Source organism: uncultured Bradyrhizobium sp., from assembly GCF_947648125.1.
Taxonomy (GTDB): Bacteria; Pseudomonadota; Alphaproteobacteria; order Rhizobiales; family Xanthobacteraceae; genus Bradyrhizobium.
This window is the reverse complement of sequence record NZ_CANSMR010000004.1, coordinates 26,786-49,246: the sequence shown is the minus strand read 5'-3', so window position 1 is coordinate 49,246 and position 22,461 is coordinate 26,786. Positions and strand designations below refer to the sequence as shown.

At 64.4% G+C, this 22,461-nt stretch carries 24 protein-coding genes; 10 read left to right on the top strand and 14 right to left on the bottom strand.

Going from position 1 to position 22,461, the window contains the following annotated elements:
• Position 1: 1 nt before the first annotated feature.
• The 9 genes from Q0030_RS09640 to urtA all read right to left on the bottom strand — a co-directional run bounded on the left by Q0030_RS09640 (position 2) and on the right by urtA (position 8,050).
• A complete protein-coding gene (locus tag Q0030_RS09640; protein ID WP_298365889.1) occupies positions 2 to 556 on the bottom strand; it encodes an HD domain-containing protein in 555 nt (184 codons plus the stop codon).
• A 5-nt stretch (positions 557 to 561) separates the two neighbouring features.
• A complete protein-coding gene (locus tag Q0030_RS09635; protein WP_021076832.1) occupies positions 562 to 867 on the bottom strand; it encodes an urease subunit beta in 306 nt (101 codons plus the stop codon).
• Positions 868 to 876: 9 nt separating this feature from the next.
• Positions 877 to 1,179 (bottom strand): urease subunit gamma, encoded by a 303-nt coding sequence (locus Q0030_RS09630; protein ID WP_063695274.1) that lies wholly within the window; start codon positions 1,177 to 1,179, stop codon positions 877 to 879.
• Between the two features lie 27 nt (positions 1,180 to 1,206).
• Positions 1,207 to 2,139 (bottom strand): urease accessory protein UreD, encoded by a 933-nt coding sequence (locus Q0030_RS09625; protein WP_298365882.1) that lies wholly within the window; start codon positions 2,137 to 2,139, stop codon positions 1,207 to 1,209.
• Between the two features lie 51 nt (positions 2,140 to 2,190).
• Complete coding sequence (urtE, locus tag Q0030_RS09620) at positions 2,191 to 2,886, bottom strand: urea ABC transporter ATP-binding subunit UrtE (RefSeq protein ID WP_092119000.1); 696 nt, start codon at positions 2,884 to 2,886, stop codon at positions 2,191 to 2,193.
• 3 nt (positions 2,887 to 2,889) lie between these two features.
• On the bottom strand, positions 2,890 to 3,651 hold the full coding sequence (gene urtD, locus Q0030_RS09615; RefSeq protein WP_050405363.1) for an urea ABC transporter ATP-binding protein UrtD: 762 nt from the start codon (positions 3,649 to 3,651) through the stop codon (positions 2,890 to 2,892).
• A gap of 4 nt (positions 3,652 to 3,655) precedes the next feature.
• A complete protein-coding gene (gene urtC, locus Q0030_RS09610) occupies positions 3,656 to 4,825 on the bottom strand; it encodes an urea ABC transporter permease subunit UrtC (protein WP_298365876.1) in 1,170 nt (389 codons plus the stop codon).
• A 184-nt stretch (positions 4,826 to 5,009) separates the two neighbouring features.
• Positions 5,010 to 6,620 (bottom strand): urea ABC transporter permease subunit UrtB, encoded by a 1,611-nt coding sequence (gene urtB / locus Q0030_RS09605; RefSeq protein WP_298365873.1) that lies wholly within the window; start codon positions 6,618 to 6,620, stop codon positions 5,010 to 5,012.
• A 101-nt stretch (positions 6,621 to 6,721) separates the two neighbouring features.
• Positions 6,722 to 8,050: an urea ABC transporter substrate-binding protein gene (gene urtA, locus Q0030_RS09600; protein WP_097673797.1), complete on the bottom strand. Its 1,329-nt coding sequence runs from the start codon at positions 8,048 to 8,050 to the stop codon at positions 6,722 to 6,724.
• Positions 8,051 to 8,581: 531 nt separating this feature from the next.
• Between urtA and Q0030_RS09595 the strand changes: the two genes are divergently transcribed.
• The 3 genes from Q0030_RS09595 (at position 8,582) to Q0030_RS09585 (ending at position 10,798) form a co-directional block, all read left to right on the top strand.
• Complete coding sequence (locus Q0030_RS09595; protein WP_298365869.1) at positions 8,582 to 10,000, top strand: DEAD/DEAH box helicase; 1,419 nt, start codon at positions 8,582 to 8,584, stop codon at positions 9,998 to 10,000.
• 24 nt (positions 10,001 to 10,024) lie between these two features.
• Positions 10,025 to 10,318 (top strand): translation initiation factor IF-1, encoded by a 294-nt coding sequence (infA, locus tag Q0030_RS09590; protein WP_016842649.1) that lies wholly within the window; start codon positions 10,025 to 10,027, stop codon positions 10,316 to 10,318.
• Positions 10,319 to 10,585: 267 nt separating this feature from the next.
• Positions 10,586 to 10,798, top strand: a complete 213-nt coding sequence (locus tag Q0030_RS09585; RefSeq protein ID WP_016842648.1) for a cold-shock protein — start codon at positions 10,586 to 10,588, stop codon at positions 10,796 to 10,798.
• Positions 10,799 to 11,002: 204 nt separating this feature from the next.
• On the opposite strand, the gene Q0030_RS09580 is transcribed toward Q0030_RS09585, so the two are convergent.
• The 5 genes from Q0030_RS09580 to Q0030_RS09560 form a co-directional block, all read right to left on the bottom strand.
• Positions 11,003 to 11,632, bottom strand: a complete 630-nt coding sequence (locus Q0030_RS09580; RefSeq protein WP_298365867.1) for a TadE/TadG family type IV pilus assembly protein — start codon at positions 11,630 to 11,632, stop codon at positions 11,003 to 11,005.
• An 8-nt stretch (positions 11,633 to 11,640) separates the two neighbouring features.
• Entirely contained in the window at positions 11,641 to 12,189 is a 549-nt protein-coding gene (locus tag Q0030_RS09575) for a TadE/TadG family type IV pilus assembly protein (RefSeq protein WP_298365865.1), read from the bottom strand.
• Between the two features lie 171 nt (positions 12,190 to 12,360).
• Positions 12,361 to 12,867 (bottom strand): pilus assembly protein N-terminal domain-containing protein, encoded by a 507-nt coding sequence (locus Q0030_RS09570; protein ID WP_298365862.1) that lies wholly within the window; start codon positions 12,865 to 12,867, stop codon positions 12,361 to 12,363.
• Between the two features lie 228 nt (positions 12,868 to 13,095).
• Positions 13,096 to 14,541 (bottom strand): hypothetical protein, encoded by a 1,446-nt coding sequence (locus tag Q0030_RS09565; protein ID WP_298365860.1) that lies wholly within the window; start codon positions 14,539 to 14,541, stop codon positions 13,096 to 13,098.
• A gap of 24 nt (positions 14,542 to 14,565) precedes the next feature.
• Positions 14,566 to 15,396 carry a sterol desaturase family protein gene (locus Q0030_RS09560; RefSeq protein WP_298365858.1) on the bottom strand — a complete coding sequence of 277 codons (831 nt, stop codon included), beginning with the start codon at positions 15,394 to 15,396 and terminating at the stop codon, positions 14,566 to 14,568.
• 278 nt (positions 15,397 to 15,674) lie between these two features.
• Between Q0030_RS09560 and Q0030_RS09555 the strand changes: the two genes are divergently transcribed.
• The 7 genes from Q0030_RS09555 (at position 15,675) to Q0030_RS09525 (ending at position 22,451) form a co-directional block, all read left to right on the top strand.
• Entirely contained in the window at positions 15,675 to 15,839 is a 165-nt protein-coding gene (locus Q0030_RS09555; RefSeq protein WP_092119027.1) for a Flp family type IVb pilin, read from the top strand.
• 170 nt (positions 15,840 to 16,009) lie between these two features.
• Positions 16,010 to 16,534, top strand: coding sequence for a prepilin peptidase (locus Q0030_RS09550; RefSeq protein WP_298365854.1), 525 nt, complete (start codon positions 16,010 to 16,012; stop codon positions 16,532 to 16,534).
• A gap of 127 nt (positions 16,535 to 16,661) precedes the next feature.
• Positions 16,662 to 17,456: a Flp pilus assembly protein CpaB gene (gene cpaB, locus Q0030_RS09545; protein ID WP_298365851.1), complete on the top strand. Its 795-nt coding sequence runs from the start codon at positions 16,662 to 16,664 to the stop codon at positions 17,454 to 17,456.
• Positions 17,457 to 17,458: 2 nt separating this feature from the next.
• A complete protein-coding gene (locus tag Q0030_RS09540) occupies positions 17,459 to 18,937 on the top strand; it encodes a type II and III secretion system protein family protein (RefSeq protein WP_298365850.1) in 1,479 nt (492 codons plus the stop codon).
• A gap of 8 nt (positions 18,938 to 18,945) precedes the next feature.
• Positions 18,946 to 19,698 carry a CpaD family pilus assembly protein gene (locus tag Q0030_RS09535; RefSeq protein ID WP_298365848.1) on the top strand — a complete coding sequence of 251 codons (753 nt, stop codon included), beginning with the start codon at positions 18,946 to 18,948 and terminating at the stop codon, positions 19,696 to 19,698.
• The gene (locus Q0030_RS09530; RefSeq protein WP_298365846.1) at positions 19,695 to 20,963 is read left to right on the top strand and encodes an AAA family ATPase; all 1,269 of its coding nucleotides are present in this window, start codon (positions 19,695 to 19,697) and stop codon (positions 20,961 to 20,963) included. Before Q0030_RS09535 ends, Q0030_RS09530 begins: the two co-directional genes overlap by 4 nt.
• 24 nt (positions 20,964 to 20,987) lie before the next feature.
• Positions 20,988 to 22,451, top strand: coding sequence for a CpaF family protein (locus tag Q0030_RS09525; RefSeq protein ID WP_298365844.1), 1,464 nt, complete (start codon positions 20,988 to 20,990; stop codon positions 22,449 to 22,451).
• Positions 22,452 to 22,461 lie beyond the last annotated feature (10 nt).

Genomic DNA, 22,461 nt, shown 5'->3' with positions numbered 1-22,461 from the left:
ATCAGCCCCCAGTTTCAGCCAGCGCGGCCTTGGCGCGCGCGATGGTGTCATCGAAAATGCGGTCGAGCCGCGGATTGATCCCCCGGCAACCGGCAACGACCTTGTCGGCCCAGGTCGCATAATCGGCGAGATCGTCGCGTTCGTCCTTGCCTGGATGCGGCACTATGCGGGCGCCGATATTGCTGATCTTGTCGGCGGTCTTGATCAGCTTTGCACCGGGCGATTTGTGCGGAGCGTCCTCGACCTGCTTTTGCCGGCGCACGGCCTTGGACAGGCTCATGTCGTCGGTGCATTCGACCACCAGCGCGGCAACGCGTTCGCTGAATCTTTGCGCGAGCTCCTCGCGCGTGGTTTCGGTGTCTTCGATAGTGTCGTGCAGCCAACCGGCCGCCACCAGCTCAGCATCGGCACCGTCAGTCACCTGCGCCAGCAGGTTCGCAACCTCGGCGAGATGGTTGATGTAAGGCTCGTTCCCCCGCCCCTTGCGCGCCATGCCGTTGTGACGGCGCGCCGCAAGCTCGGCAGCTTCGGAGACCATGCGGAGCGCGGGCAGCATCGGGCCTAGAGCTTCCCTTTCACCTCGGCGCGGAAGCCGTAGATTACGCGCTTGCCGGCGAGCGCGACGAGCTGGACGTCGCGGGTCTGGCCGGGTTCGAAGCGGACGGCGGTGCCGGCGGCGATGTCGAGGCGCATGCCGCGGGCTTTCTTGCGGTCGAATTTCAGCGCCGGGTTGGTCTCGAAGAAGTGGTAGTGCGACCCGACCTGGATCGGGCGGTCGCCGCTGTTGGCAACCGACAGCGTCACGGTCTTGCGGCCTGCATTGAGTTCGATCTCGCCGTCCTTGATGAAGAGTTCGCCGGGGATCATGTCAGGCTCCTATCGGATCGGCTCGTGCACGGTGACAAGCTTGGTGCCGTCGGGGAATGTCGCCTCGACCTGGATGTCGTGGATCATCTCCGGGATGCCATCCATCACTTGCGCGCGGGTCAGGACCTTGGCGCCCGCCTGCATCAATTCGGCGACGGTGCGGCCGTCGCGCGCGCCCTCGACGATGTAATCGGTGATCAGTGCCACGGCTTCGGGATGGTTCAGCTTGACGCCACGCTCGAGCCGGCGGCGCGCCACCATGGCGGCCATCGAAACCAGGAGCTTGTCCTTTTCGCGGGGAGACAAATTCATGCGAACACTCTGAAAGCGTTTAGAGGATCAGTTGAGCCACAGCCGCGGCAGCGGCACGGCGGAGGCGCGGCGGAGCACCGCCATCATGTCGGCACGCAGCCGGGCCGCATCTTGGGCGCAGAAGCGCGCCATTGCAAAGCCATTCCAGGCCGAGATGCCGACTTCGCCGCCGAAGCTGTCAGACGCCTCGCGGATGCGCTCGACCAGCGCCTCGTCGCCCGGCACGATCAGCGCGGTGCCGATCGCGCAGCCGCCCCCTGCGATCGCGGGCCTTGCCAGCTTCTCACCGATCTCGCCGTCGAGGCGGATGGTTTCGGCAAACACCAGCCTGCCGCCACGCCGCATCCGCCAGCGATCGACGAACTCGCCATGGCGCATGGTCTCGCCCATCGCGGCGCGGCCGAACACCACGATCTCGCAGAGCAAAAGCGAAGCGCCCTCGGCCAGGTCGATGTCGAAGCGGCGATGAATGCGCGCGCGGTCGAACAGGATGGTCTCCTGCGGCAGCCAGGAGAGATGCGCGCCATCAGCGACCTTCAGCGCGATGTCGAGCCGCGCTGCCGCTGGGCATGGAGCGATCCGGCCGGATCGCTCCATGCCCTCATTTCGTTTGGACGCGTTTTCTTCACGCGAACCGGTACCCACTTCGCTCGAAAACGCTAACGGTGCACGATAGACCTTTTCCGCCGCTGCCGTGGTCAGGGTCAGGCGGGCGCCCTCGCCGGCTGCGATCGCAATCTCGAACCGGTCGCCGCCGGCAATGCCGCCGGCGGTGTTGACTAACATGGCCGACAGGCCGTCGTCCTCAGGCGACGGGAAACGGACGCGCAGCGAACCCGATTCATGAAGATCACCGCGGCGGGTGGCGCCGTCCTTGCGATGTACGCCGAACCTGACCGCGCCCTGGGCGCGGTTTGCCGCAAACGTTGCCGCTGTCGCGCCTGCGATCCCGGTCCGCATTCCCCCGACGCTCCCTTGACCCACGCCGCGCGAGGCGGCGTCACAGCTTGTTCACAGCGCCATCTGGCGGCTGATCTCGGCGGGATCGAGGCTTGCGCGATCGCAGGCATATTTCACCGCACCCCGGTCCATCACGGCAAAACTGTCGCCGAGTTCGCAGGCAAAGTCGAGATATTGTTCGACCAGCACGATTGCGATGTTGCCGAGGTTGCGCAGATAGGAAATCGCGCGGCCAATGTCCTTGATGATCGAGGGCTGGATGCCCTCGGTGGGCTCGTCGAGCAGCAGGAGCTTCGGCCGCATCACCAGCGCGCGGCCGATCGCAAGCTGCTGCTGCTGGCCGCCGGAGAGATCGCCGCCGCGGCGGCCCAGCATGGTCTGCAGCACCGGAAACAGCGAGAACACGTCATCGGGGATGTTGCGGTCCTCGCGCTTCAGCGGCCCGAACCCGGTCTTGAGGTTTTCCTCCACCGTCAGCAACGGGAAGATCTCGCGGCCTTGCGGCACGAAGCCGATGCCGCGCCGCGCCCGCTCATAGGGCTTCAGCGCGGTGATGTCCTTGCCGTCGAAATTGATCGCGCCGGAGGCGATCGGATACTGGCCGACCATGGCGCGCAGCAGCGAGGTCTTGCCGACGCCGTTGCGGCCGAGCACGCAGGTGACCTTGCCCGGCTCGGCGGTCAGCGACACGCCGCGCAGCGCCTGCGCCGCGCCGTAATAGAGATTGATGTTGTCGATCTTCAGCATCGCCTAGCGCCCCAGATACACTTCGACCACCCGCTCGTTCGACGACACCTGGTCGATCGAACCTTCGGCGAGCACCGTGCCTTCATGCAGGCAGGTCACCTTGACGCCGAGCTCGCGCACGAAGGTCATGTCGTGCTCGACCACCATGATGGTGTGGTTTTTGTTGATCTCTTTCAGAAGCTCCGCGGTCAGATGGGTCTCGACATCGGTCATGCCGGCAACCGGCTCGTCGACCAGCAGCACCTTGGGGTCCTGCGCCAGCAGCATGCCGATCTCAAGCCACTGCTTCTGGCCGTGCGACAGGCTGCCGGCGAGGCGGTTGCGCGCATCGGTCAGGCGGATGGTCTCCAGCACCTTGTCGATGCGCTCGGACTCCGCCTTGCTGCCGCGCCAGAACAGCGTGCCGCGCACGGAGTGATCGACATTGAGCGCGAGCAAGAGGTTGTCCTGCACGGTCTGGCTCTCGAACACCGTCGGCTTCTGGAACTTGCGGCCGATGCCGAGCTCGGCGATGCGGGTCTCGTCCAGCCGGGTCAGGTCGACGGTGCCGTCGAACAGCACGGTGCCCTCGTCCGGTTTGGTCTTGCCGGTGATGATGTCCATCATCGTGGTCTTGCCGGCGCCGTTCGGGCCGATGATCGCGCGCATCTCGCCGGGCGCGAGCGTCAGCGACAGATTGTTGATGGCGTGGAAGCCGTCGAACGAGACGTGCACGCCGTCGAGATAGAGCATGGCCGAAGTGGCGCGGGTATCCATGACGTTCATCTGCCTACTCCGCCAGGTTCGGTGCGCCGACGCCGTCTTCGCGCGCGGCACTCTCCGCGTCGGGAGAGTTGCGCCTTGCCCTGATCGGCTCCCACCAGCTGTGGAAGGTGCCGACGATGCCCTTGGGCAACAGCAGCGTGACCAGGATGAACAGCGCGCCCAGCATGAACAGCCAGTACGGCGCCAGCGGTCCGGACGTGAAGAACGTCTTGGCGTAATTGACCACGACAGCGCCGAGCGCTGCGCCGATCAGGGTGCCGCGACCGCCGACCGCGACCCAGATCACCGCCTCGATCGAATTGCCCGGCGCGAACTCGCTCGGATTGATGATGCCGACCTGCGGCACATAGAGCGCGCCGGCGACACCGGCCATGCAGGCCGACAGCGTGAACACGAACAGCTTGTAGGATTCGACGCGATAGCCGAGGAAGCGGGTGCGGCTTTCAGCATCGCGCACCGCGATCAGGACCTTACCGAGCTTCGAGGTCACGATCGCGCGGCAGATCAGGAAAGCGATGATCAGCGCCAGGCAGCTCAGCAGGAACAGCGCGGCACGGGTGCCTTCGGCCTGCACGTTGAAGCCGAGGATATCCTTGAAGTCGGTCAGGCCGTTGTTGCCGCCGAAGCCGAAATCATTGCGGAAGAACGCCAGCAGCAGCGCATAGGTCATCGCCTGCGTGATGATCGACAGATAGACGCCGGTGACGCGCGAGCGGAATGCGAGCCAGCCGAAGCAGAAGGCGAGCAGCCCCGGCACCAGCAGCACCATCAACGCGGCAAAGGCGAACTTGTCGAAGCCGTACCAGTACCAAGGCAGCTTGTCCCAGTTCAGGAACACCATGAAGTCGGGCAGGATCGGGTTGCCATAGACGCCGCGGCTGCCGATCTGCCGCATCAGGTACATGCCCATCGCGTAGCCGCCGAGTGCGAAGAACGCGCCGTGGCCGAGCGAAAGGATGCCGCAATAGCCCCAGATCAGATCGATCGAGAGCGCGAGGATGGCGTAGCAGACATATTTGCCCCACAGCGCCACCAGATAGGTCGGCACCTGGAACATCGAGCCCTGCGGCAGCAGCAGGTTCGACAGCGGGATCAGCACGCCGACCGCGGCGACGAGCAGGACGAACGCGGTCGCGGCGCGGTCGAGCGAACGGGTCAGGATATGCGGCGTCATTGGCGAACTCCCTTGCCTCTCCCGCTTGCGGGGGAGGCCGACGCGCGCATCAGCGCGCGGCGGGTGGGGGTCTCTCCACATCGGGAGTGTACCGTGTGGAGAGACCCCCACCCCAACCCTCCCCCGCAAGCGGGAGAGGGAGTCGCAGCGCACTTCGGGGCAGTCATTGGCGGCTCAAAGCAGGTCATGCTTCCACCGCCCGACCCTTGAGCGCGAACAGGCCGCGCGGCCGCTTCTGGATGAACAGGATGATCAGCACCAGGATCGCGATCTTGCCGAGCACCGCGCCCGCCACCGGCTCCAGGAACTTGTTGGCGATGCCGAGCGTGAAGGCGCCGACCAGCGTGCCCCAGAGATTGCCGACGCCGCCGAACACGACGACCATGAATGAGTCGATGATGTAGCTCTGGCCGAGATTCGGGCTGACATTGTCGATCTGCGACAATGCCACGCCGGCAATGCCGGCGATCCCCGAGCCGAGGCCGAAGGTCAGCGCGTCGACGCGCGAAGTGGCGATCCCCATCGAGGCCGCCATGCGGCGGTTCTGCGTCACCGCGCGCATCTCGAGGCCGAGCGCGGTGTAGCGCAGCATCGCCAGCAGGATGGCGAACACCGCGAGCGTGAAGCAGAGGATCCAGAGCCGGTTATAGGTGATGGTGATCTGGCCGAGTTCGAAGGCGCCGCTCATCCAGGACGGATTGCCGACCTCGCGGTTGGTCGGGCCGAATGCGGTGCGCACCGCCTGCTGCAGCACCAGCGACAGGCCCCAGGTCGCGAGCAGCGTCTCCAGCGGACGGCCGTAGAGGAAGCGGATGATGGTGCGCTCGATCACGACGCCGATGAAGCCGGCGACCAGGAAGGCGAGCGGCACCGCGATCAGCAGCGAATAGTCGAACAGCGCGGGATAGCGGGTGCGGATCACCTCCTGCACCACGAAAGTGGTGTACGCCCCGAGCATCACCATCTCGCCATGCGCCATGTTGATGACGCCCATCACGCCGAAGGTGATGGCAAGCCCGATCGCGGCGAGCAGCAGCACCGAGCCGAGCGACAGGCCGTACCAGGCGTTCTGCACCATCGACCACATCGCAAGATTGCTCTGGATCGATGAGACCGCGGTTGCCGCCGCCTGGGCGACCAGCGGCGGCTGGTCGCCCAGCCCGGTGAGCAGCGCCAGCGCCTCCTGGTCGCCGCGGGCCTTGACCACGGCGACGGCGTCGAGCTTGTCGCTGTCCGATGCATCCGGCTTGAACAGGATGATGGCGGCGCGCGCCTCGGCGAACGCCTGCTTGATCGATTTGACGCTCTCCTTGGCGAGCGCACCCTCCACCGTCGGCAGCAGGTTCTCCTCGTGGCTCTTGAACACCGATTGCGCCGCCGCGAGCCGCTTGGCCGGATCCGCCGACAATAGCGTCAGGCCGCCGAGCGCGGCCTCCACGGTGCGGCGCAGGCGGTTGTTGAGCCGAACCGCAGCGGCGTTGTCGGGCAGCTTGTCGACGGCAGCACCAGTCGCGGCGTCGACGATCTTGCCGTCGGCCTGCGTGATGAAGACCTTCTTGCTGTCGGGATCGGCCGACAACCGGCCATCCTGCAGCGCGCCGATGATGGGCGAGGCCAGCGCATTGCCCGATGCGGCAACTTCGCCGATCGCAGCCTCGGTGTCGGAGAACTCGTCATTGGCGAATTTGGCGACCGAATCCTCGAACGGGCCGGCCAGCGCCGGCACAGCAAGGCAGCTCAGCAGCACGATCGAGAGAAACAGAGTGCGAAAGCGATCAATACAAATAGCAAACACGTCAGTACCCCGGCAGGAGTGTGAGGAGAAGGCGGCGAGCAATGCCGCCTTCTCCAGGTTCTTGGATGGTTGTGTTGTGTCGTTAGATCAGGAGTGCCCGATTACGAGCCCTGGCCGCCGCACTTGTTGGTCTTGGTGTTGTAGTTGCCGCACTTCTTGCCGACCCAATCGCCGATCAGGTCCTTGGAGCCCTCGAGCTCCTTCGACCAGGCGTCGCCGGCCACCAGGCCCGGGGTCTTCCAGACCACGTCGAACTGGCCGTTGCCCTTGATCTCGCCGATGAACACCGGCTTGGTGATGTGGTGGTTCGGCAGCATCTTCGACACGCCGCCGGTCAGGTTCGGCGCCTCGGTGCCGGGAAGCGCGTCGATCACCTTGTCCGGATCGGTCGACTTCACCTTCTCGACCGCCTTCACCCACATGTTGAAGCCGATGTAGTGCGCTTCCATCGGATCGTTGGTCACGCGCTTCGGATTCTTGGTGTAGGCCTGCCACTCCTTGATGAACTTCTCGTTCGCCGGGGTCTTGATCGACTCGAAGTAGTTCCAGGCGGCGAGATGGCCGAGCAGCGGCTTGGTGTCGATGCCGGCGAGCTCTTCTTCGCCGACCGAGAACGCGACCACCGGAATGTCGGTCGCCTTGATGCCCTGGTTGCCGAGCTCCTTGTAGAACGGAACGTTGGCGTCGCCGTTGATGGTGGAGACCACGGCGGTCTTCTTGCCGGCCGAGCCGAACTTCTTGATGTCGGCCACGATCGTCTGCCAGTCGGAGTGACCGAACGGCGTGTAGTTGATCATGATGTCGTCCTGGGCGACGCCCTTCGACTTCAGATAGGCTTCGAGGATCTTGTTGGTGGTGCGCGGATAAACGTAGTCGGTGCCGGCCAGCACCCAGCGCTTCACCTTCTCTTCCTTCATCAGATAGTCGACGGCGGGGATCGCCTGCTGGTTCGGCGCCGCGCCCGTGTAGAACACGTTGCGCTCGGACTCCTCGCCTTCATACTGCACCGGATAGAACAGGATGTTGTTCAGCTCCTTGAACACCGGCAGCACGGACTTGCGCGACACCGAGGTCCAGCAGCCGAACACGACCGCAACCTTGTCCTTGGTGATCAGCTCGCGGGCCTTTTCGGCGAACAGCGGCCAGTTCGATGCGGGGTCGACCACGACGGCCTCGAGCTTCTTGCCGAGTACGCCGCCCTTCTTGTTCTGCTCGTCGATCAGGAAAAGGATCGTGTCCTTCAGCGTGGTTTCGCTGATGGCCATGGTGCCCGACAGCGAGTGAAGAATGCCAATCTTGATGGTGTCGTCGGCCGCTTGGGCGGGCGCGAACGGCGAGGACGCAGCCAGACCCAAAACCAGGCCGGCCGTCGCCGCGAGCGCGCGGCGGCGAGTCATCGTCGTTATTTTGTGAGTAAGCTGAGTAAGCATGAAATGTCGTCTCCCTGACGCAGGCGTTGAACGCTGCGAACGGCCGCTTGGCCGCCTGCGGTTAAGGGAATCGCAAGAACTGTGCCACGGTGCGTAGGCACCGTAAGCCGATGAACCAACTGGATAATTTCGTGAGTTCCGGGCAAATACGGAATGCGGCTGCCCAATCATTGAGCCGTCAACTTGACTGCCGAAAGAGCAATCAGGTTATTATCTAGGCAAAATTGCCGTCCTGGCTAAATTTCCGGCACCGATTTGTGACAGTTTGCGCGATGGTTCGGCGCATTCGGCGCACCAATCCCGGCGATATCATCTTGAAACCGCCCAGTTCCTGGTCCATATGCTGGCCATGCCCGCGACATCGCGGTGCCTTCGCGAGCTGCGTGTTCAAGCTGCCCCAAGCGGCTTCTGGCTCGCCTTTCAGCTAACCCAGCTTGACGCCCCAGACACGCGGGTGTCCCCGAATGCCTTCATGCGATTCCGGCCGATACTGGCCGGGACGATGACTGCTTTTATGGAAAGAACCACCTTTTGACCTCCTTTCAGGATTTCGGCCTCGCCGATCCCATCGCCCGCGCGCTTCGAGAAGAAAATTATCTCACGCCGACCCCCATCCAGGCCCAGACCATCCCGCTCGCACTTGCCGGCCGCGACGTCGTCGGCATCGCCCAGACCGGAACCGGCAAGACCGCGTCCTTCGCGCTGCCGATCCTGCACCGGCTGCTCGAGAACCGCATCCGCCCGCAGCCCAAGAGCTGCCGCGTGCTGGTGCTCTCGCCCACCCGCGAACTGTCCGGGCAGATCCTCGACAGCTTCAACACCTATGGCCGTCACATCCGGCTGTCCTCGACGCTCGCCATTGGCGGCGTGCCGATGGGCCGCCAGGTCCGCTCCCTGATGCAGGGCGTCGAGGTGCTGGTCGCCACGCCCGGCCGCCTGCTCGATCTCGTGCAGAGCAACGGGCTGAAGCTCAACCAGGTCGAGTTCCTGGTGCTCGATGAAGCCGACCGCATGCTCGACATGGGCTTCATCAACGACATCCGCAAAATCGTCGCCAAACTGCCGATCCGGCGGCAGACGCTGTTCTTCTCGGCCACCATGCCCAAGGACATCGCCGAGCTCGCCGAGGCGATGCTGCGCGACCCGGCCCGCGTGGCGGTGACGCCGGTGGCCTCGACGGTCGATCGCATTGCCCAGCGCGCGATCCAGGTCGATTTCGCGGCCAAGCCGACGGTTCTCGCCCAGCTTCTGAAGCAGGAGCCGGTCAATCGTGCCCTGGTGTTTACCCGCACCAAGCACGGCGCCGACAAGGTGGTGAAGAGCCTTGCCAAGGCCGGCATCGAGGCCAATGCGATCCACGGCAACAAGTCGCAGAACCACCGCGAGCGCACGCTGGCGGCATTCCGTTCCGGCGAGATCCGCACGCTGGTGGCGACCGATATCGCCGCCCGCGGCATCGACGTCGACGGCGTCAGCCACGTGGTGAACTTCGACCTGCCCAACATCCCGGAAACCTACGTGCACCGCATCGGCCGCACCGCGCGTGCCGGCGCCGACGGGGTCGCGATCTCGCTGATCGCCGGCGCCGAGGAGATGGGCTATCTGCGCGATATCGAGCGGCTGATCCGGATTACCGTGCCGCGGGAAGACCGCCGCACACAGGGGAGCCGCGAGGCCGCCGCGCCGGCGCAGGCCCCCCAACCGCATCGGGGTGGCCGCTCTGCGCCGCGCGCGCATAATGTCCGTGGGAATGAGGCCGCTCCAGGTGCAAAAGGCCCTCGCCGCCGCCGCCGTCGGGGTGGTAATAATGGCGCGCCGCAGACGAGCCGGGGCGAGTCGCCGCGTCCGTCGCAGGCCGGCAACAGCGAAGGCATTCAGGGCGTCGCCTTCTTGCATCGCGAGAGCCGGCCGAATCCGCAACCCAACCGCAACAACCGACCGAAGCACTAGCCGTCGCTCGATCTGGAGAAACATATGGCTAAGGAAGAGCTGATCCAGTTCGAAGGACTGGTGACCGAAATCCTCCCCGACGCTCGTTACCGGGTGCAACTCGATGCCGGACACGAGATCGTCGCCTACACCGCCGGCAAGATGAAGAAAAACCGCATCAAGACGCTGGCCGGCGACCGCGTCACGATCGAAATGTCGCCCTACGATCTCGAAAAGGGCCGCCTGATTTTCCGGCACAAGGACGAACGTCCGAGTGGCGCACCCGGCGGTCCGCCGCGGGGCGGCGCACAGCGCGGCGGCCAGTTCCGCCGCCGATAGGCTGACATTGCAACTGTTGCGCGCATGACGTCCTGATGTCCTGCGCAACAATTGGCCGGCGGCTGCGCCGGCCAAAAAATCGCGCACGTCAGGATTGTTTTGAGGCCTTCTATCGAATAATATCCTACCCATCGATTTTCGGCCGGACGACATTAGCCAATACCGGTACAGCCGGTTCAGACGCTGACGACCCTTCCAAAAATTCGATCTCACCACCCCGCCGACCAGCGGGTCTTGAACTTGTATATCTGAGAAGGGACTACCCACGTGAGCATGGGAACCGTGAAGTGGTTTAACGCGACCAAGGGCTACGGCTTCATCCAGCCGGATGAAGGCGGGAACGACGTGTTCGTGCACATCAGTGCAGTCGAGCGCGCCGGCCTTGGCACTCTGCGTGAAGGCCAGAAGATCTCCTACGAGATCGTTGCTGACCGCCGTTCCGGCAAATCCTCGGCCGACAATCTGCGCGCCGCTGGATAAGCCGATTTCCCGGGAGCGCGAAGCTCCAGGAAATTGTCGTCAAAGCATCAAGGGCCGCACCTTCGGGTGCGGCCCTTTTTGTCTGGATCGCGCTCTGTGACCCAGAGCGTTTTCGAGCGAAGTGGACACCGGTTCGCGTGAAGAAAACGCGTCAAAACAAGAATCTAGAGCTTCGGTTCTGACTCAATCAGAACCGAAAATGCTCTAGTAGGTCGAGCAGGTCGTCGGCATGGTGGCGGAGGTCGGGGCATAGAACACGCAAACCGATTGCCGCGGCCGTGTATAGGCGACGTCGCTGAGATTGATGCCGGCCTTGGCCATCACATAGCCGATCGTCGGAACGTATTTGTAGCTCACTTCGCTGAAGATCAGATAGGTGCCCGCAACCAGCAGCGCCGACGGAACGACGCTTGTCACGATGTCACCTTGGCTGCGAGTCGAGGCCGTCAGCGTCGCCTGCGTGGCGCCCGAGGCGATCGTCCCCGCCTTGCTCCACTGTATCCGCGCGATGTTGGAGTTATCGACGTAGATTTCCGACAACGTGACCTTGGTCGGCGACGGATCGTAGGGCGTCATGATGCCGACGCTGGCGCTGAAGAAATTCTGCAGGTCGGCATCCACCACCTGCGTCGCCTGCGAGGTCAGATCCGACGCGGCGCGCGCCATCAGCGTTACCTTGCGGTCGACCGCGACACCGGATGAAAACTCGACGGTGCCGAAGAACATCACCAGCATCAGCGGCATGATGAAAGCGAACTCGACGGCGGCGAGGCCCCGGCGGTCATGCCCGAGAGCGACGACAAAGCGCAGCAAGGCCGCGGGCAGGGTTTTCATGACTTTGCTCATGAGCATGTTGTGCCGGCGGTTCCGGAGGGCTCGTTCTTGAACGTCGCGGTCGCGATCAGGAGCCGCTTGCCGTTGGTGAGGTAGGTGGAGCTGAAAACTTTGGTGACAAATAGCGGCCACTGATAGAACAGGCGGACCACCACGACGTCACCGTCCTTGCCGGGGCACCATTTCACCTGGGTGGGATCGGTGATAGGCGTGAGCTTGACGGTAGAAAAACTCGTCGCGGGATAGCTGCGCACGTCAACGTAGACGCCGTTGGTGCAATCGAACAACGCGTTGACTCGCCCGCAGACGAATTGCTTGAATTGCGCCTGGGTATAATTTGCGCCCTGCGCCTGGCCGGTCATGATGAAGCGGGATGAATCCTGCGTCACCGTCTCGAGCACCTGGCTGGCAAAGAAGATCATTGCCACTTCGATGATCGCAAAAAGCAGCCCGAAAAACAGCGGCGCGACCATCGCGAATTCCACCGCGGTTGCGCCGCGGCGGTTTCGGCGAAAGCGGCGGAGGAGGCGTGCAAAAGAATGAGCGGGCAGCGGCATCAACGACCCCGGATCAACATGGCGGCAACAACTATCCAAGAGTCATTGTCGAAGCATTTCGCCGGATCGAGACAGAGCGACCCGATCCGTTAGGCCTTCACTAAGCATGTCGGGGGAAGCGCCCGCGATCGGCAGCGGCCCCGGCGTGTGCAGCGCCGGAGCGGACATGTGTCAGTTCTGCGGCTTCCCGGCCCCACCCGAGCCGGAGGCCTGGCTGCTGAGCGTACCGGCCTGGTCCATGGTCGACTTGAAATAGGTCTCGCCGTCACCGAGGGTGATGCGGCGCTGACAGACCGGCATGCAGCTGTAGGTCTCGCGATCGACGCCACGATAGACGGTGACCAGCTGGTCGGACGGACCTTCGACCTGGATCTGGCGATCCACCAGCACCTGACCGGAGCGGTCGAGTGCGATGAAATTGGTCGCGCCATAGCCCTTGCCGGTCACCACGACGACCCCGCCATTCTGCAAGGTAACGTCGGCGATCAAGGGATTGCCGACCACGATCGTGGCAATGCCGCCCGGCAGCCTGACGAGCTTGGCCTGATCGACACTGACCGCGATCCGGTCGGGATCCGGCGCAGCCGTTGCGAGTGCGGGCCCCAGCAGCAAGGCTGCGGCCATCGAGATGAAACCAATGCGCGTGAGCGCGCGAATACGCTGGGACTGAAACGACATACTCTACCCCGGGACGTTAACAGGCCGGCAAAGGCGATACGCTGCGGACCGGCGCCCGACGCTGGCAAATCTGACGGCAATTCATTTAGGAAGAGCAAAGATCGACCGCCGAATTGCGCGGATGTCACGACTTCCCGAGCCGATCGGCCAACCGTCCGGTACTTCGCGCAGGTTATCCGGCCGCCGATCCCGTCGTCCTGCCATTGGGCGGGACGGCCGGCAGTGGCCTCAAGTAGCGGCGCGGACGTGGACGACCACGCGGTCATCGGCGTAGAGGCGCTGCCATCCTGCGATGTGATCCAGCAATTTGGACGCCGGCGTGGTCGGATCGAGCATCACCGCATCGATGTCATGGGTCGCGAGCAGATTGAGGAAGCCGTTGACGTCCTTGAGCTGAACCGCACGGACCAAGCTCATGCCGAACGCCTCGCCGTAGAGTTCGGCACGCCCGTCGATGTACACCGGCATCTGACGCCAGATCAGGTAGCCGCCGAACTGCAGATCGTTGAGCACGCGCTTGACGTTGTGCGCCTTCATCGCGTCAACGGCGGCAGCCGGCGAATAGATCGGCGGTGGCGATATGACCTGGCGCGCGGCAACGACTGAGGTCCACGCGCAAAGCCCGACGATAAGGATTGCCGCCGGGGCAACTCTCGGGCGGACGGCGCTGGCGGCACGCAGCCCGAACTGGCTGGCAACCGGCGTCAGCACGGCCAGCGGCAGCAGCAGGGCGAACAGCTCGAGATTTCTGACATGGGACAGCGCCATGTGCAGCAAGCCCAGCACCAGGATGATTCGCGGCAGCGGCAACCTCGCCCCGCAATAGAGCGCAGCACCGAGCAGGCCGAGGATCGATAGTCCAAACGGGTCGATCTCGCCGAACGTCGACGGCCTCCATTCCGTGATGAGATGCAGCAATTCACCGAGGCCGAGAATCCTGAGCGAGGCGAGGATCGAGCCCCAGCCATAGGGGGTCGCGCAGCACGCAGCCAGTGCGCCGATGCCGAACGCCCCCCAGCGCAGCGCCAGCGCCAGCCTTTGAGCCGGCAAGGCATTCCACATCGCATCGAGCGCAAATGCGCCGGCCAGGACCAAACCGAATAGAAAGCCGCCGTGCAGATTGGCCCACAGCGCGATCAGCGGCAGCAGCCAGAACGAGGGCGCCTTGCGGCGTTCGCTGGCGGTCATCAGGCCGTTCGCCCAGACGATCATGATGGGCATCGCCAGCACATGCGGACGGGCCAGCAGGTGCCCGCAGGTCAGAACCAGCGCCGCAAGGGCGATCAGGCTCGCGTAGATCGTCGGCAGCACGCGGTTGAGGATGGCGGTGAGCAGCGCGAAGCTGGCAGCGGCGCAGGCGGCGGCCAGCGCCACTGGGCCGGTCCAGCCGGCGAGGTCGTAGGCCTTCGCGAACAGTACCTGCGCCAGCCAGGACGACGACACCCACGGCTCACCGGCCTTGGTGAACGAATAGATGTCGACAGACGGCAGCGTGCGGTGGTCGAGAATCCAGCGGCCGACGGCAATCTGCCAGTAGGTGTCGGAATCGGCGAGCAGCCTGTCGCCGACCAACAGCAGCAGCGCATAGACGCCGCACGCTATCCAGAACCAGGCCGGGACCTCGGTGAACGCGGAGGCTTTCGCGCGCGAGAAGGTCGCGGTCTCAGCGCTCATGATGGCACCGGCCGGCTGGCGGCGTCATTGCCGGAACGGATAGGCCAACTGTCCGCCAATCTCGGACGGCACGCCCTGCTCGGCATCGACACCGTAATCTTCCGGAAGCTTGCCTTCGGGCATCCGGAACGTGCCGAACAGAATATCCCAGAGCGGAAACGTGCCCGCGAAATTGGTGTCGCCGCCTTCCTCGAGCCCGGTGTGATGCCAGCGGTGAAACACCGGCGTCGCGATCACGTATTTGAACGAGCCGAGCGTCCAGTTCAGGTTGGCGTGCACGAATGCCGAGTGGAATGTGGTGAACGGCCCCACCCACAGCATGATGTTCGGCGAGATGCCCGCCATCAGCAGGATCACATCGACCGTGATCGTGCCGATCAGAAGATTGACGGGATGGAAGCGTGCCGCCGAGATCCATTCAAGATCCTCGGAGGAGTGATGAATGGCGTGGTACTTCCAGAAGGCGCCGCCATGGAACATCCGGTGCAGCCAGTACAGCATGAAATCGGAGGCGACGAGAAAGATAATGGACTGCAGCCAGAGCGGAAGCTGCGCCAGAGGGCCATGTCCGTTCTCGTAGAACGCGATCAGATCGTCGGCGTCGTGAACGTTGAACACCACGGCTGCGCCCAGCACCAGGAGCCCGATCCGCAGCACGCGGGCGAACACCGGCACGAAGAACCAGTAGCAGATGTCGGTGACCAGCTCACGCTTCTGCCACCACGGCTTGCCGGGATTGCAGGCCCAGAAATGAGTGAGCACCGTGAAGAACAGCGCCAGCGCGATCGTGATCGGCACCACCTTCATCATCGTCTGGCCGATCATCTCGATGACTTCAAAGGGAAGGCTGGGCATGACGGCCTCATTTAACGGAAGCCCCATGGGTATAGATGTGCGCTTAAGGAGCCGTGAATAGGTGCCGATAGCGGGCCCCGGCAACAATCTGCAATCTTAGCGGGCCGTTTAATTCCAAATTTACTGTGCGCAACAACTGCGGGTTCCCGCTGTGTTTATACGATCAAATTAACCGCGCCGAAATTGTCGAACCGTAGGGTGCCGGAATGGTCACGGTGCTGAGAACGCCGGCGAGACCAAATCTAGTTCGACCAGCCACGTGTACACAGGAGCTACTTATGAAGAATCTCGTCTCGCGCTTCGTGAAGGACGAATCGGGCGCGACCGCCATCGAATACGGCCTGATCGCCACCGGTATCGCCATCGCGATCATCGCTGCGGTCAACGGCGTCGGCAAGAACCTCTCGGGCACCTTCAACACGGTCGCCAGCTCGCTGAAGTAAGCCGGATCCAACGAACTTGCATCAAAGGTCCCGGCCCCCCCGGGACCTTTGCTATTTGGCGGACCGGCCGTCGGCGCCTTGATGGCGACCACGGCGACCTTTCCCGATTGTTCACCATTGGCCGCTAGCGTCGGGTCTCGACCGCAGCTCCAGCTTGACGGCATGAATCCATGATCCTCGACATCGCACGCTTGATGCTGTTTCCGGCCCTGATGGCTTTTGCGGCGGCGAGCGATCTCTTGACCATGACGATCCCGAACCGGATCTCGCTGGCGCTGGCGGCCGGCTTCTTCGTGCTGGCGCCGCTGACCGGGATGGGCGTGCACGAAATCCTCAGCCATGCCGGCGCGGGCGCGCTGGTTCTGGTGGTGGCATTCGGCATGTTTGCGATGGGCTGGGTCGGCGGCGGAGACGCCAAGGTCGCCGCTGCGGCCGGCCTGTGGTTCGGGTTCGAGCATCTGCTCCCCTATCTGGTCTTCGCGTCGCTGTTCGGCGGCGCGCTGACGGTGCTGCTGCTGCAGCTCCGGCAATGGCCGCTGCCCTATCCGCTCGCGAACCAGGCCTGGCTCAGCCGCCTGCACGACAAGCAGACCGGAATTCCCTACGGCATCGCACTCGCCCTCGGCGCCCTGCTGATCTATCCCGAGACGGACTGGATCAAGACGATCAACCTCGCGCACTTCGCGATGCGCTGAGAAACCAGCGGTAACCGCGCGTTAAGGCGATTTAGATACGCCTCATTAACCATGCTTTGACGAATAGCTGGTCAACTCCCATCACGGCGGCGGCAGCGTCGCGGCGTCATGTGGAAAGTGAAGCGTAATGGATAAGGCCCGCATTCTGGTCCTCGCAATCGCAGGCTGCGCCGGCCTTGCGGCGCTCTATTTGGCGAGCGGAAGCGACGACAAGCCGGCGGCGCCTCCGCCGGTCGCGCAGCTGCCCACCGTCGACATCCTGGTCGCGAAAACCGACATCGGCCTCGGCCAGGCCGTGAAGCCCGAAGATCTGCAATGGCAGACCTGGCCGGCGGCAACCGCCAGCGCCAGCTTCATGCGCAGGGACAGCAACGCCGAAGCGATCAAGGACGTGACCGGCTCGATCGCGCGGGCCCCTTTCATCCAGGGCGAACCGATTCGCGAGCAGAAGCTCGTCAAGGCCGACGGCAGCGGCTTCATGGCCGCGATCCTGCCGACCGGCATGCGGGCGGTATCGACCGAAATCTCCCCCGAGACCGGTGCCGGCGGCTTCATCCTGCCGAATGACCGGGTCGACGTCCTGCTGTCGAAGCGGGACAAGAATCCGGATCGCAACGGCGCCGACATCGTCAACTCCGAAGTGATCCTGACCAACGTCCGCGTGCTCGCGATCGACCAGGCACCGAAGGAAAAGGACGGCACCAACGCACTGATCGGCAAGACGGTGACGCTGGAGCTGAAGCCCGAACAGACCGAGACGCTGGCGCGCGCGCGCCAGAGCGGCGTCCTGTCGCTGGCGCTGCGCAGCATCGCCGACAACAACTCGCCCGAAACCAAGATCGACGACAACCGGCAGAGGCGCGGTGACACGATCAACGTCATCCGCTTTGGCGTTGCCAACCAGGCGACGATGCAGAAGTGACCATGAGGACACACGTGATGAAGGGCGGGGCAACTCAACGGACGATGCGGGCCTTCATGGTCCGCGCATTGTCGTTCTCGGCCGTCGCGGCGCTCACGCTCAATCCGGCGCTGACGCCGGTGGTGGCGAGCGACTACCGTGCCGCGCCGGCCCCCACCTCGGCCGATGGCCAGATGAACGCTCGTTTTCTCGCACTCGGCGTCGGCAAGTCGGTGGTGATCGATCTACCCCGGGACATCAAGGACGTGCTGGTCGCCGATCCCAAGATCGCCAACGCCGTGGTTCGCTCGGCGCAACGCGCCTATATCATCGGCGCGACGGTCGGCCAGACCAACATCGTGTTCTTCGACGCCGCCGGCCAGCAGATCGCGGCCTATGACATCGCCGTCAAGCGCGACCTCAACGGCGTGCGGGCCGCGCTGCGCGCGGCGATGCCGAATTCCGATATACAGATCGAGGGCGTCGGTGACGGCGTCGTGCTGACCGGCAGTGCGGCGACCCCGGTCGAGGCGCAGCAGGCCGGCGAGATCGCCGCGCGGCTGGTCGGCGGCCCCGAGAAGGTCGTGAACTCCATCGCGGTTCGCGGCCGCGACCAGGTGATGCTGAAGGTCACGGTTGCCGAAGTCTCGCGTAGCCTGATCAAGCAGCTCGGCATCGACCTCACCGCGAACCTCAACTACGGCACGACCGTGGTAAAATTCGCCAACAACAACCCGTTCACCGCGAACAGCTCACCGCTGGTGTCCGGCAACAATCTCACTACGTCGTTCGGATCGTCGGTGTCGGCGACGATCCGCGCCATGGAAAGCGCCGGTGTCGTGCGAACGCTCGCCGAACCGAACTTGACCGCGATATCAGGCGAATCGGCGACCTTCATCTCGGGCGGTGAGTTTCCAATTCCGACCGGCGTAACCTGTCAGACCTCGTCGACGGGCGCGATCGGGAATTGCGTCCAGACCGTCAGCTTCAAGAAATTCGGCATTTCGCTCAACTTCACGCCGGTGGTGCTGACCGAAGGACGCATCAGCTTGCGCGTGATGACGGAAGTGTCGGAAGTCTCGACCGAGAACGCGCTGACCGGCGGCGCGGGTGGAACGACGATCCCTTCGATTAAGACCCGCCGCGCCGAGACCACGCTGGAAATTCCCTCGGGCGGCTCGATGGCCATGGCCGGCCTGATCCAGGACCAGACCAAGCAGGCGATCAACGGCCTTCCCGGGCTGGCGTCCCTGCCCGTGCTCGGCACGCTGTTCCGCAGCCGCGACTTCGTCAACAACCAGACCGAACTGATGGTTCTGGTGACGCCCTATGTCGTTCGCGCCGTGGCGCAGAAGGACCTGTCGCGTCCGGATGACGGCTTCGCCAACGCGTCCGATCCGCAGGCCGACCTGCTCGGCAGCATCAACCGCGTCTACGGCGTGCCTGGCCGCACCGAGCCGGCGCGGAATTACCGCGGCACCTACGGCTTCATTACCGACTGAGGCGGACGATGACACAGACCACACCCAGAACATCCGCCGATTACAAGCGCACCACCGGTCTCGCCGGAGTGCTCGTCGGCCTTGCCATGACGCTCGGCGCCTGCCAGCACGCCGCCGACAACAGTTTCGCGATGGCGGACTCGCCGGCCGACTATCGCCAGCGTCACCCGATCGCGGTGACCGAGGCCGATCGCTCGATCGTGGTCTTCGTCGGCCGCAGCCGCGGCGGCCTGACCGCGGAGCAGCGCGCCGAGGTGATGGGAATGGCGCAGGACTGGATGCGCGACGGCACCGGCGCCGTCACCATCGACGTTCCCGCCGACACGCCGAACGCACGGCCCGCCCAGGAGTCGTTGCGCGAGATCCAGGCGACCTTCGCCGCCGCCGGCGTGCCGCCGCGCGGGATCCTCGTGCGCAAATACCATCCCGAGAATCCGCGCCTGATGCCCGCGATCCGCGTGAACTATCCAAAGATGAAAGCGGAGGCCGGGCCGTGCGGCCTGTGGCCGGAAGATCTCGGCCCGTCGATGGACAACGGATCCTACATCCAGAACAAGCAATACTACAATTTCGGCTGCGCCAATCAGCGCAACCTCGCAGCCATGGTCGAAGACCCGACTGACCTCGTGCAGCCGCGCGCGGAGACCCCTGCCTACACGTCGCGCCGCAATATCGCCTTCGAAAAGTATCGCAAGGGCACCACCACCGCCACGACGTATCCCGAGTCCGACAGGGCCAAGCTAAGCGACACAGGAAAATGATCACCTACGCGCAGCAAAACTCCGAAGAGCAGACGGACGCTCCGCCGCAGGCCGTGGACGACCATATTGCTCCGGCGCCGCGGGTTTCGGTCCAGGCGTTCTGCGAGACGGTCGAGACCGCTGCCGCCGTACAGTCGGCGGGCGAGGATCGCCGGCTGGCCAAGGCTCACCTCAAGATCCAGATGGGCGGCATGGCGGCTGCCATCGAGGCCTATCGCTCGGCGCCGACGCCCAATGTCATCATCCTCGAGACCGAGGGCCGCAGCGACATTCTGGCCGGGCTCGACCAGCTCGCCACGGTGTGCGACGCCGGCACCCGGGTGGTCGTGATCGGCCGGGTCAACGACGTCACGCTGTATCGCGAGCTGGTGCGCCGCGGCGTCAGCGACTACGTGATCGCGCCGGCCCATGCGATCGACGTGGTGCGCGCGGTATGCAACCTGTTCTCGGCGCCGGAAGCCAAGGCGGTCGGCCGCGTCGTCGCCGTCGTCGGCGCGAAGGGCGGCGTCGGCGCCTCGACGATCGCCCACAATGTCGCCTGGGCGATCGCCCGCGATCTGGCGCTCGATTCCGTCGTCGCCGATCTCGACCTCGCATTCGGCACCGCCGGCCTCAACTACAACCAGGATCCGGCGCAAGGCATCGCGGATGCCGTGTTCTCGCCGGACCGCGTCGATACCGCCTTCGTCGACCGCCTGCTGTCGAAATGCACCGACCATCTGAGCCTGCTGGCGGCGCCGGCCACGCTCGACAAGGTCTACGATTTCGGCGCCGAGGCGTTCGATGCGATCTTCGACACGCTGCGCACGACGATGCCCTGCATCGTGCTGGACGTGCCGCATCAATGGTCCGGCTGGACCAAGCGCGCGCTGATCGCGGCCGACGACATCCTGATCGTGGCGGCGCCCGACCTCGCCAATCTGCGCAACGCCAAGAACATGTTCGACCTGCTGAAGGCGTCGCGGCCCAACGACCGCGCGCCGTTGTACTGCCTGAACCAGGTCGGCGTGCCGAAGCGGCCGGAGATCGCGGCGAGCGAATTCGCCAAGGCTATCGAAAGCCAGCCGATCGCCGCCATCCCGTTCGATCCGCAGATATTCGGTTCGGCCGCCAACAACGGCCAGATGATCGCGGAAATCTCCGCCAATCACCGCGCGGTCGAGATGTTTCTGCAGATGGCGCAGCGGCTGACAGGCCGCGGCGAAACCAAGAAGCCGAGGGGGTCCTTCCTGTCGCCCCTGCTCGAAAAGCTGCGGTCCAAATAGTGGTCCGCGTGGAGTCAAGACGTCGTGTTTGGTAAGCGTAGCGGAAACGATGCGGATATGCGGGCACCCAAGCCCGCTTTTCAGACGCCGGAGCCCACCGGCTCGTCGCCGATGGCGCGCGAGTCCGCCGCCCCGACAATATCGGCGCCACCGCTGGCCCCTGCCAAGCCACCGCCTGCTCCCGCCGTCGAAGCCCGCCGCTCGGACAACTACTACCAGGTCAAGGCGACGATCTTCGGCGCCCTGATCGAGGCGATCGACCTGGCCCAGCTCGCCAAGCTGGACAGCGAGTCGGCGCGCGAGGAAATCCGCGACATCGTCAACGAGATCATCGCGATCAAGAACATCGTGATGTCGATCGCCGAGCAGGAAGAGCTGCTCGACGACATCTGCAACGACGTGCTCGGCTACGGACCGCTGGAGCCGCTATTGTCGCGCGACGACATCGCCGACATCATGGTCAATGGCGCGGGCACCGTGTTCATCGAAGTCGCCGGCAAGATCCAGCGCACCGGCATCCGCTTTCGCGACAACCAGCAGCTGCTCAACATCTGCCAGCGCATCGTCAGCCAGGTCGGTCGGCGCGTCGACGAATCCTCGCCGATCTGCGACGCCCGCCTCGCCGACGGCTCGCGCGTCAACGCCATCGTGCCGCCGCTGGCGATCGACGGGCCCGCGCTCACCATCCGCAAATTCAAGAAGGACAAGCTGACGCTGGAGCAGCTCGTCAAGTTCGGCGCGATCACGCCGGACGGGGCGACCATCCTGCAGATCATCGGCCGTGTCCGCTGCAACGTGATCATCTCGGGCGGTACAGGTTCGGGCAAGACAACGCTGCTGAACTGCCTGACCAACTATATCGAGCACGACGAACGCATCATCACTTGCGAAGACGCCGCAGAACTTCAGCTGCAGCAGCCGCATGTGGTGCGGCTGGAAACCCGGCCGCCGAACATCGAGGGCGAGGGCCAGGTCACGATGCGCGAACTGGTCCGCAACTGCCTGCGTATGCGCCCCGAGCGCATCATCGTCGGCGAAGTCCGCGGACCCGAGGCATTCGACCTGTTGCAGGCGATGAACACCGGCCACGACGGCTCGATGGGCACGCTGCACGCCAACAATCCTCGGGAAGCACTGTCGCGCTGCGAATCCATGATCACCATGGGCGGCTTCTCGCTTCCCTCGCGCACCATTCGCGAGATGATCTGCGCCTCGGTCGACATCATCGTGCAGGCCGCGCGCCTGCGCGATGGTTCGCGCCGCATCACCCACATCACCGAGGTGATGGGCATGGAAGGCGACACCATCATCACCCAGGATATCTTCCTCTACGACGTGGTCGGGGAAGATGCCAACGGCAAGATCATCGGCAAGCACCGCTCGACCGGCATCGGCCGGCCGCGCTTCTGGGAGCGTGCGCGCTACTACAATGAAGAGAAGCGGCTTGCGGCGGCGCTGGATGCCTCCGACTCGCCGGCGCCGGTCTAGGGGAACGCAG

Excerpts from the sequence above, each read along its gene's own strand:
- infA (WP_016842649.1), top strand. The coding sequence starts at position 10,025 with ATGGCTAAGGAAGAGCTGATCCAGTTCGAAGGACTGGTGACCGAAATC.
- Q0030_RS09540 (WP_298365850.1), top strand. The coding sequence starts at position 17,459 with ATGAGGACACACGTGATGAAGGGCGGGGCAACTCAACGGACGATGCGG.
- Q0030_RS09640 (WP_298365889.1), bottom strand. The coding sequence starts at position 556 with ATGCTGCCCGCGCTCCGCATGGTCTCCGAAGCTGCCGAGCTTGCGGCG.
- Q0030_RS09555 (WP_092119027.1), top strand. The coding sequence starts at position 15,675 with ATGAAGAATCTCGTCTCGCGCTTCGTGAAGGACGAATCGGGCGCGACC.
- Q0030_RS09630 (WP_063695274.1), bottom strand. The coding sequence starts at position 1,179 with ATGAATTTGTCTCCCCGCGAAAAGGACAAGCTCCTGGTTTCGATGGCC.
- urtC (WP_298365876.1), bottom strand. The coding sequence starts at position 4,825 with ATGACGCCGCATATCCTGACCCGTTCGCTCGACCGCGCCGCGACCGCG.
- Q0030_RS09570 (WP_298365862.1), bottom strand. The coding sequence starts at position 12,867 with ATGTCGTTTCAGTCCCAGCGTATTCGCGCGCTCACGCGCATTGGTTTC.
- Q0030_RS09635 (WP_021076832.1), bottom strand. The coding sequence starts at position 867 with ATGATCCCCGGCGAACTCTTCATCAAGGACGGCGAGATCGAACTCAAT.
- Q0030_RS09530 (WP_298365846.1), top strand. The coding sequence starts at position 19,695 with ATGATCACCTACGCGCAGCAAAACTCCGAAGAGCAGACGGACGCTCCG.
- urtD (WP_050405363.1), bottom strand. The coding sequence starts at position 3,651 with ATGAACGTCATGGATACCCGCGCCACTTCGGCCATGCTCTATCTCGAC.
- Q0030_RS09550 (WP_298365854.1), top strand. The coding sequence starts at position 16,010 with ATGATCCTCGACATCGCACGCTTGATGCTGTTTCCGGCCCTGATGGCT.
- Q0030_RS09535 (WP_298365848.1), top strand. The coding sequence starts at position 18,946 with ATGACACAGACCACACCCAGAACATCCGCCGATTACAAGCGCACCACC.
- urtA (WP_097673797.1), bottom strand. The coding sequence starts at position 8,050 with ATGCTTACTCAGCTTACTCACAAAATAACGACGATGACTCGCCGCCGC.
- Q0030_RS09565 (WP_298365860.1), bottom strand. The coding sequence starts at position 14,541 with ATGAGCGCTGAGACCGCGACCTTCTCGCGCGCGAAAGCCTCCGCGTTC.
- cpaB (WP_298365851.1), top strand. The coding sequence starts at position 16,662 with ATGGATAAGGCCCGCATTCTGGTCCTCGCAATCGCAGGCTGCGCCGGC.
- Q0030_RS09560 (WP_298365858.1), bottom strand. The coding sequence starts at position 15,396 with ATGCCCAGCCTTCCCTTTGAAGTCATCGAGATGATCGGCCAGACGATG.
- Q0030_RS09575 (WP_298365865.1), bottom strand. The coding sequence starts at position 12,189 with ATGCCGCTGCCCGCTCATTCTTTTGCACGCCTCCTCCGCCGCTTTCGC.
- Q0030_RS09625 (WP_298365882.1), bottom strand. The coding sequence starts at position 2,139 with ATGCGGACCGGGATCGCAGGCGCGACAGCGGCAACGTTTGCGGCAAAC.
- urtE (WP_092119000.1), bottom strand. The coding sequence starts at position 2,886 with ATGCTGAAGATCGACAACATCAATCTCTATTACGGCGCGGCGCAGGCG.
- Q0030_RS09580 (WP_298365867.1), bottom strand. The coding sequence starts at position 11,632 with ATGAAAACCCTGCCCGCGGCCTTGCTGCGCTTTGTCGTCGCTCTCGGG.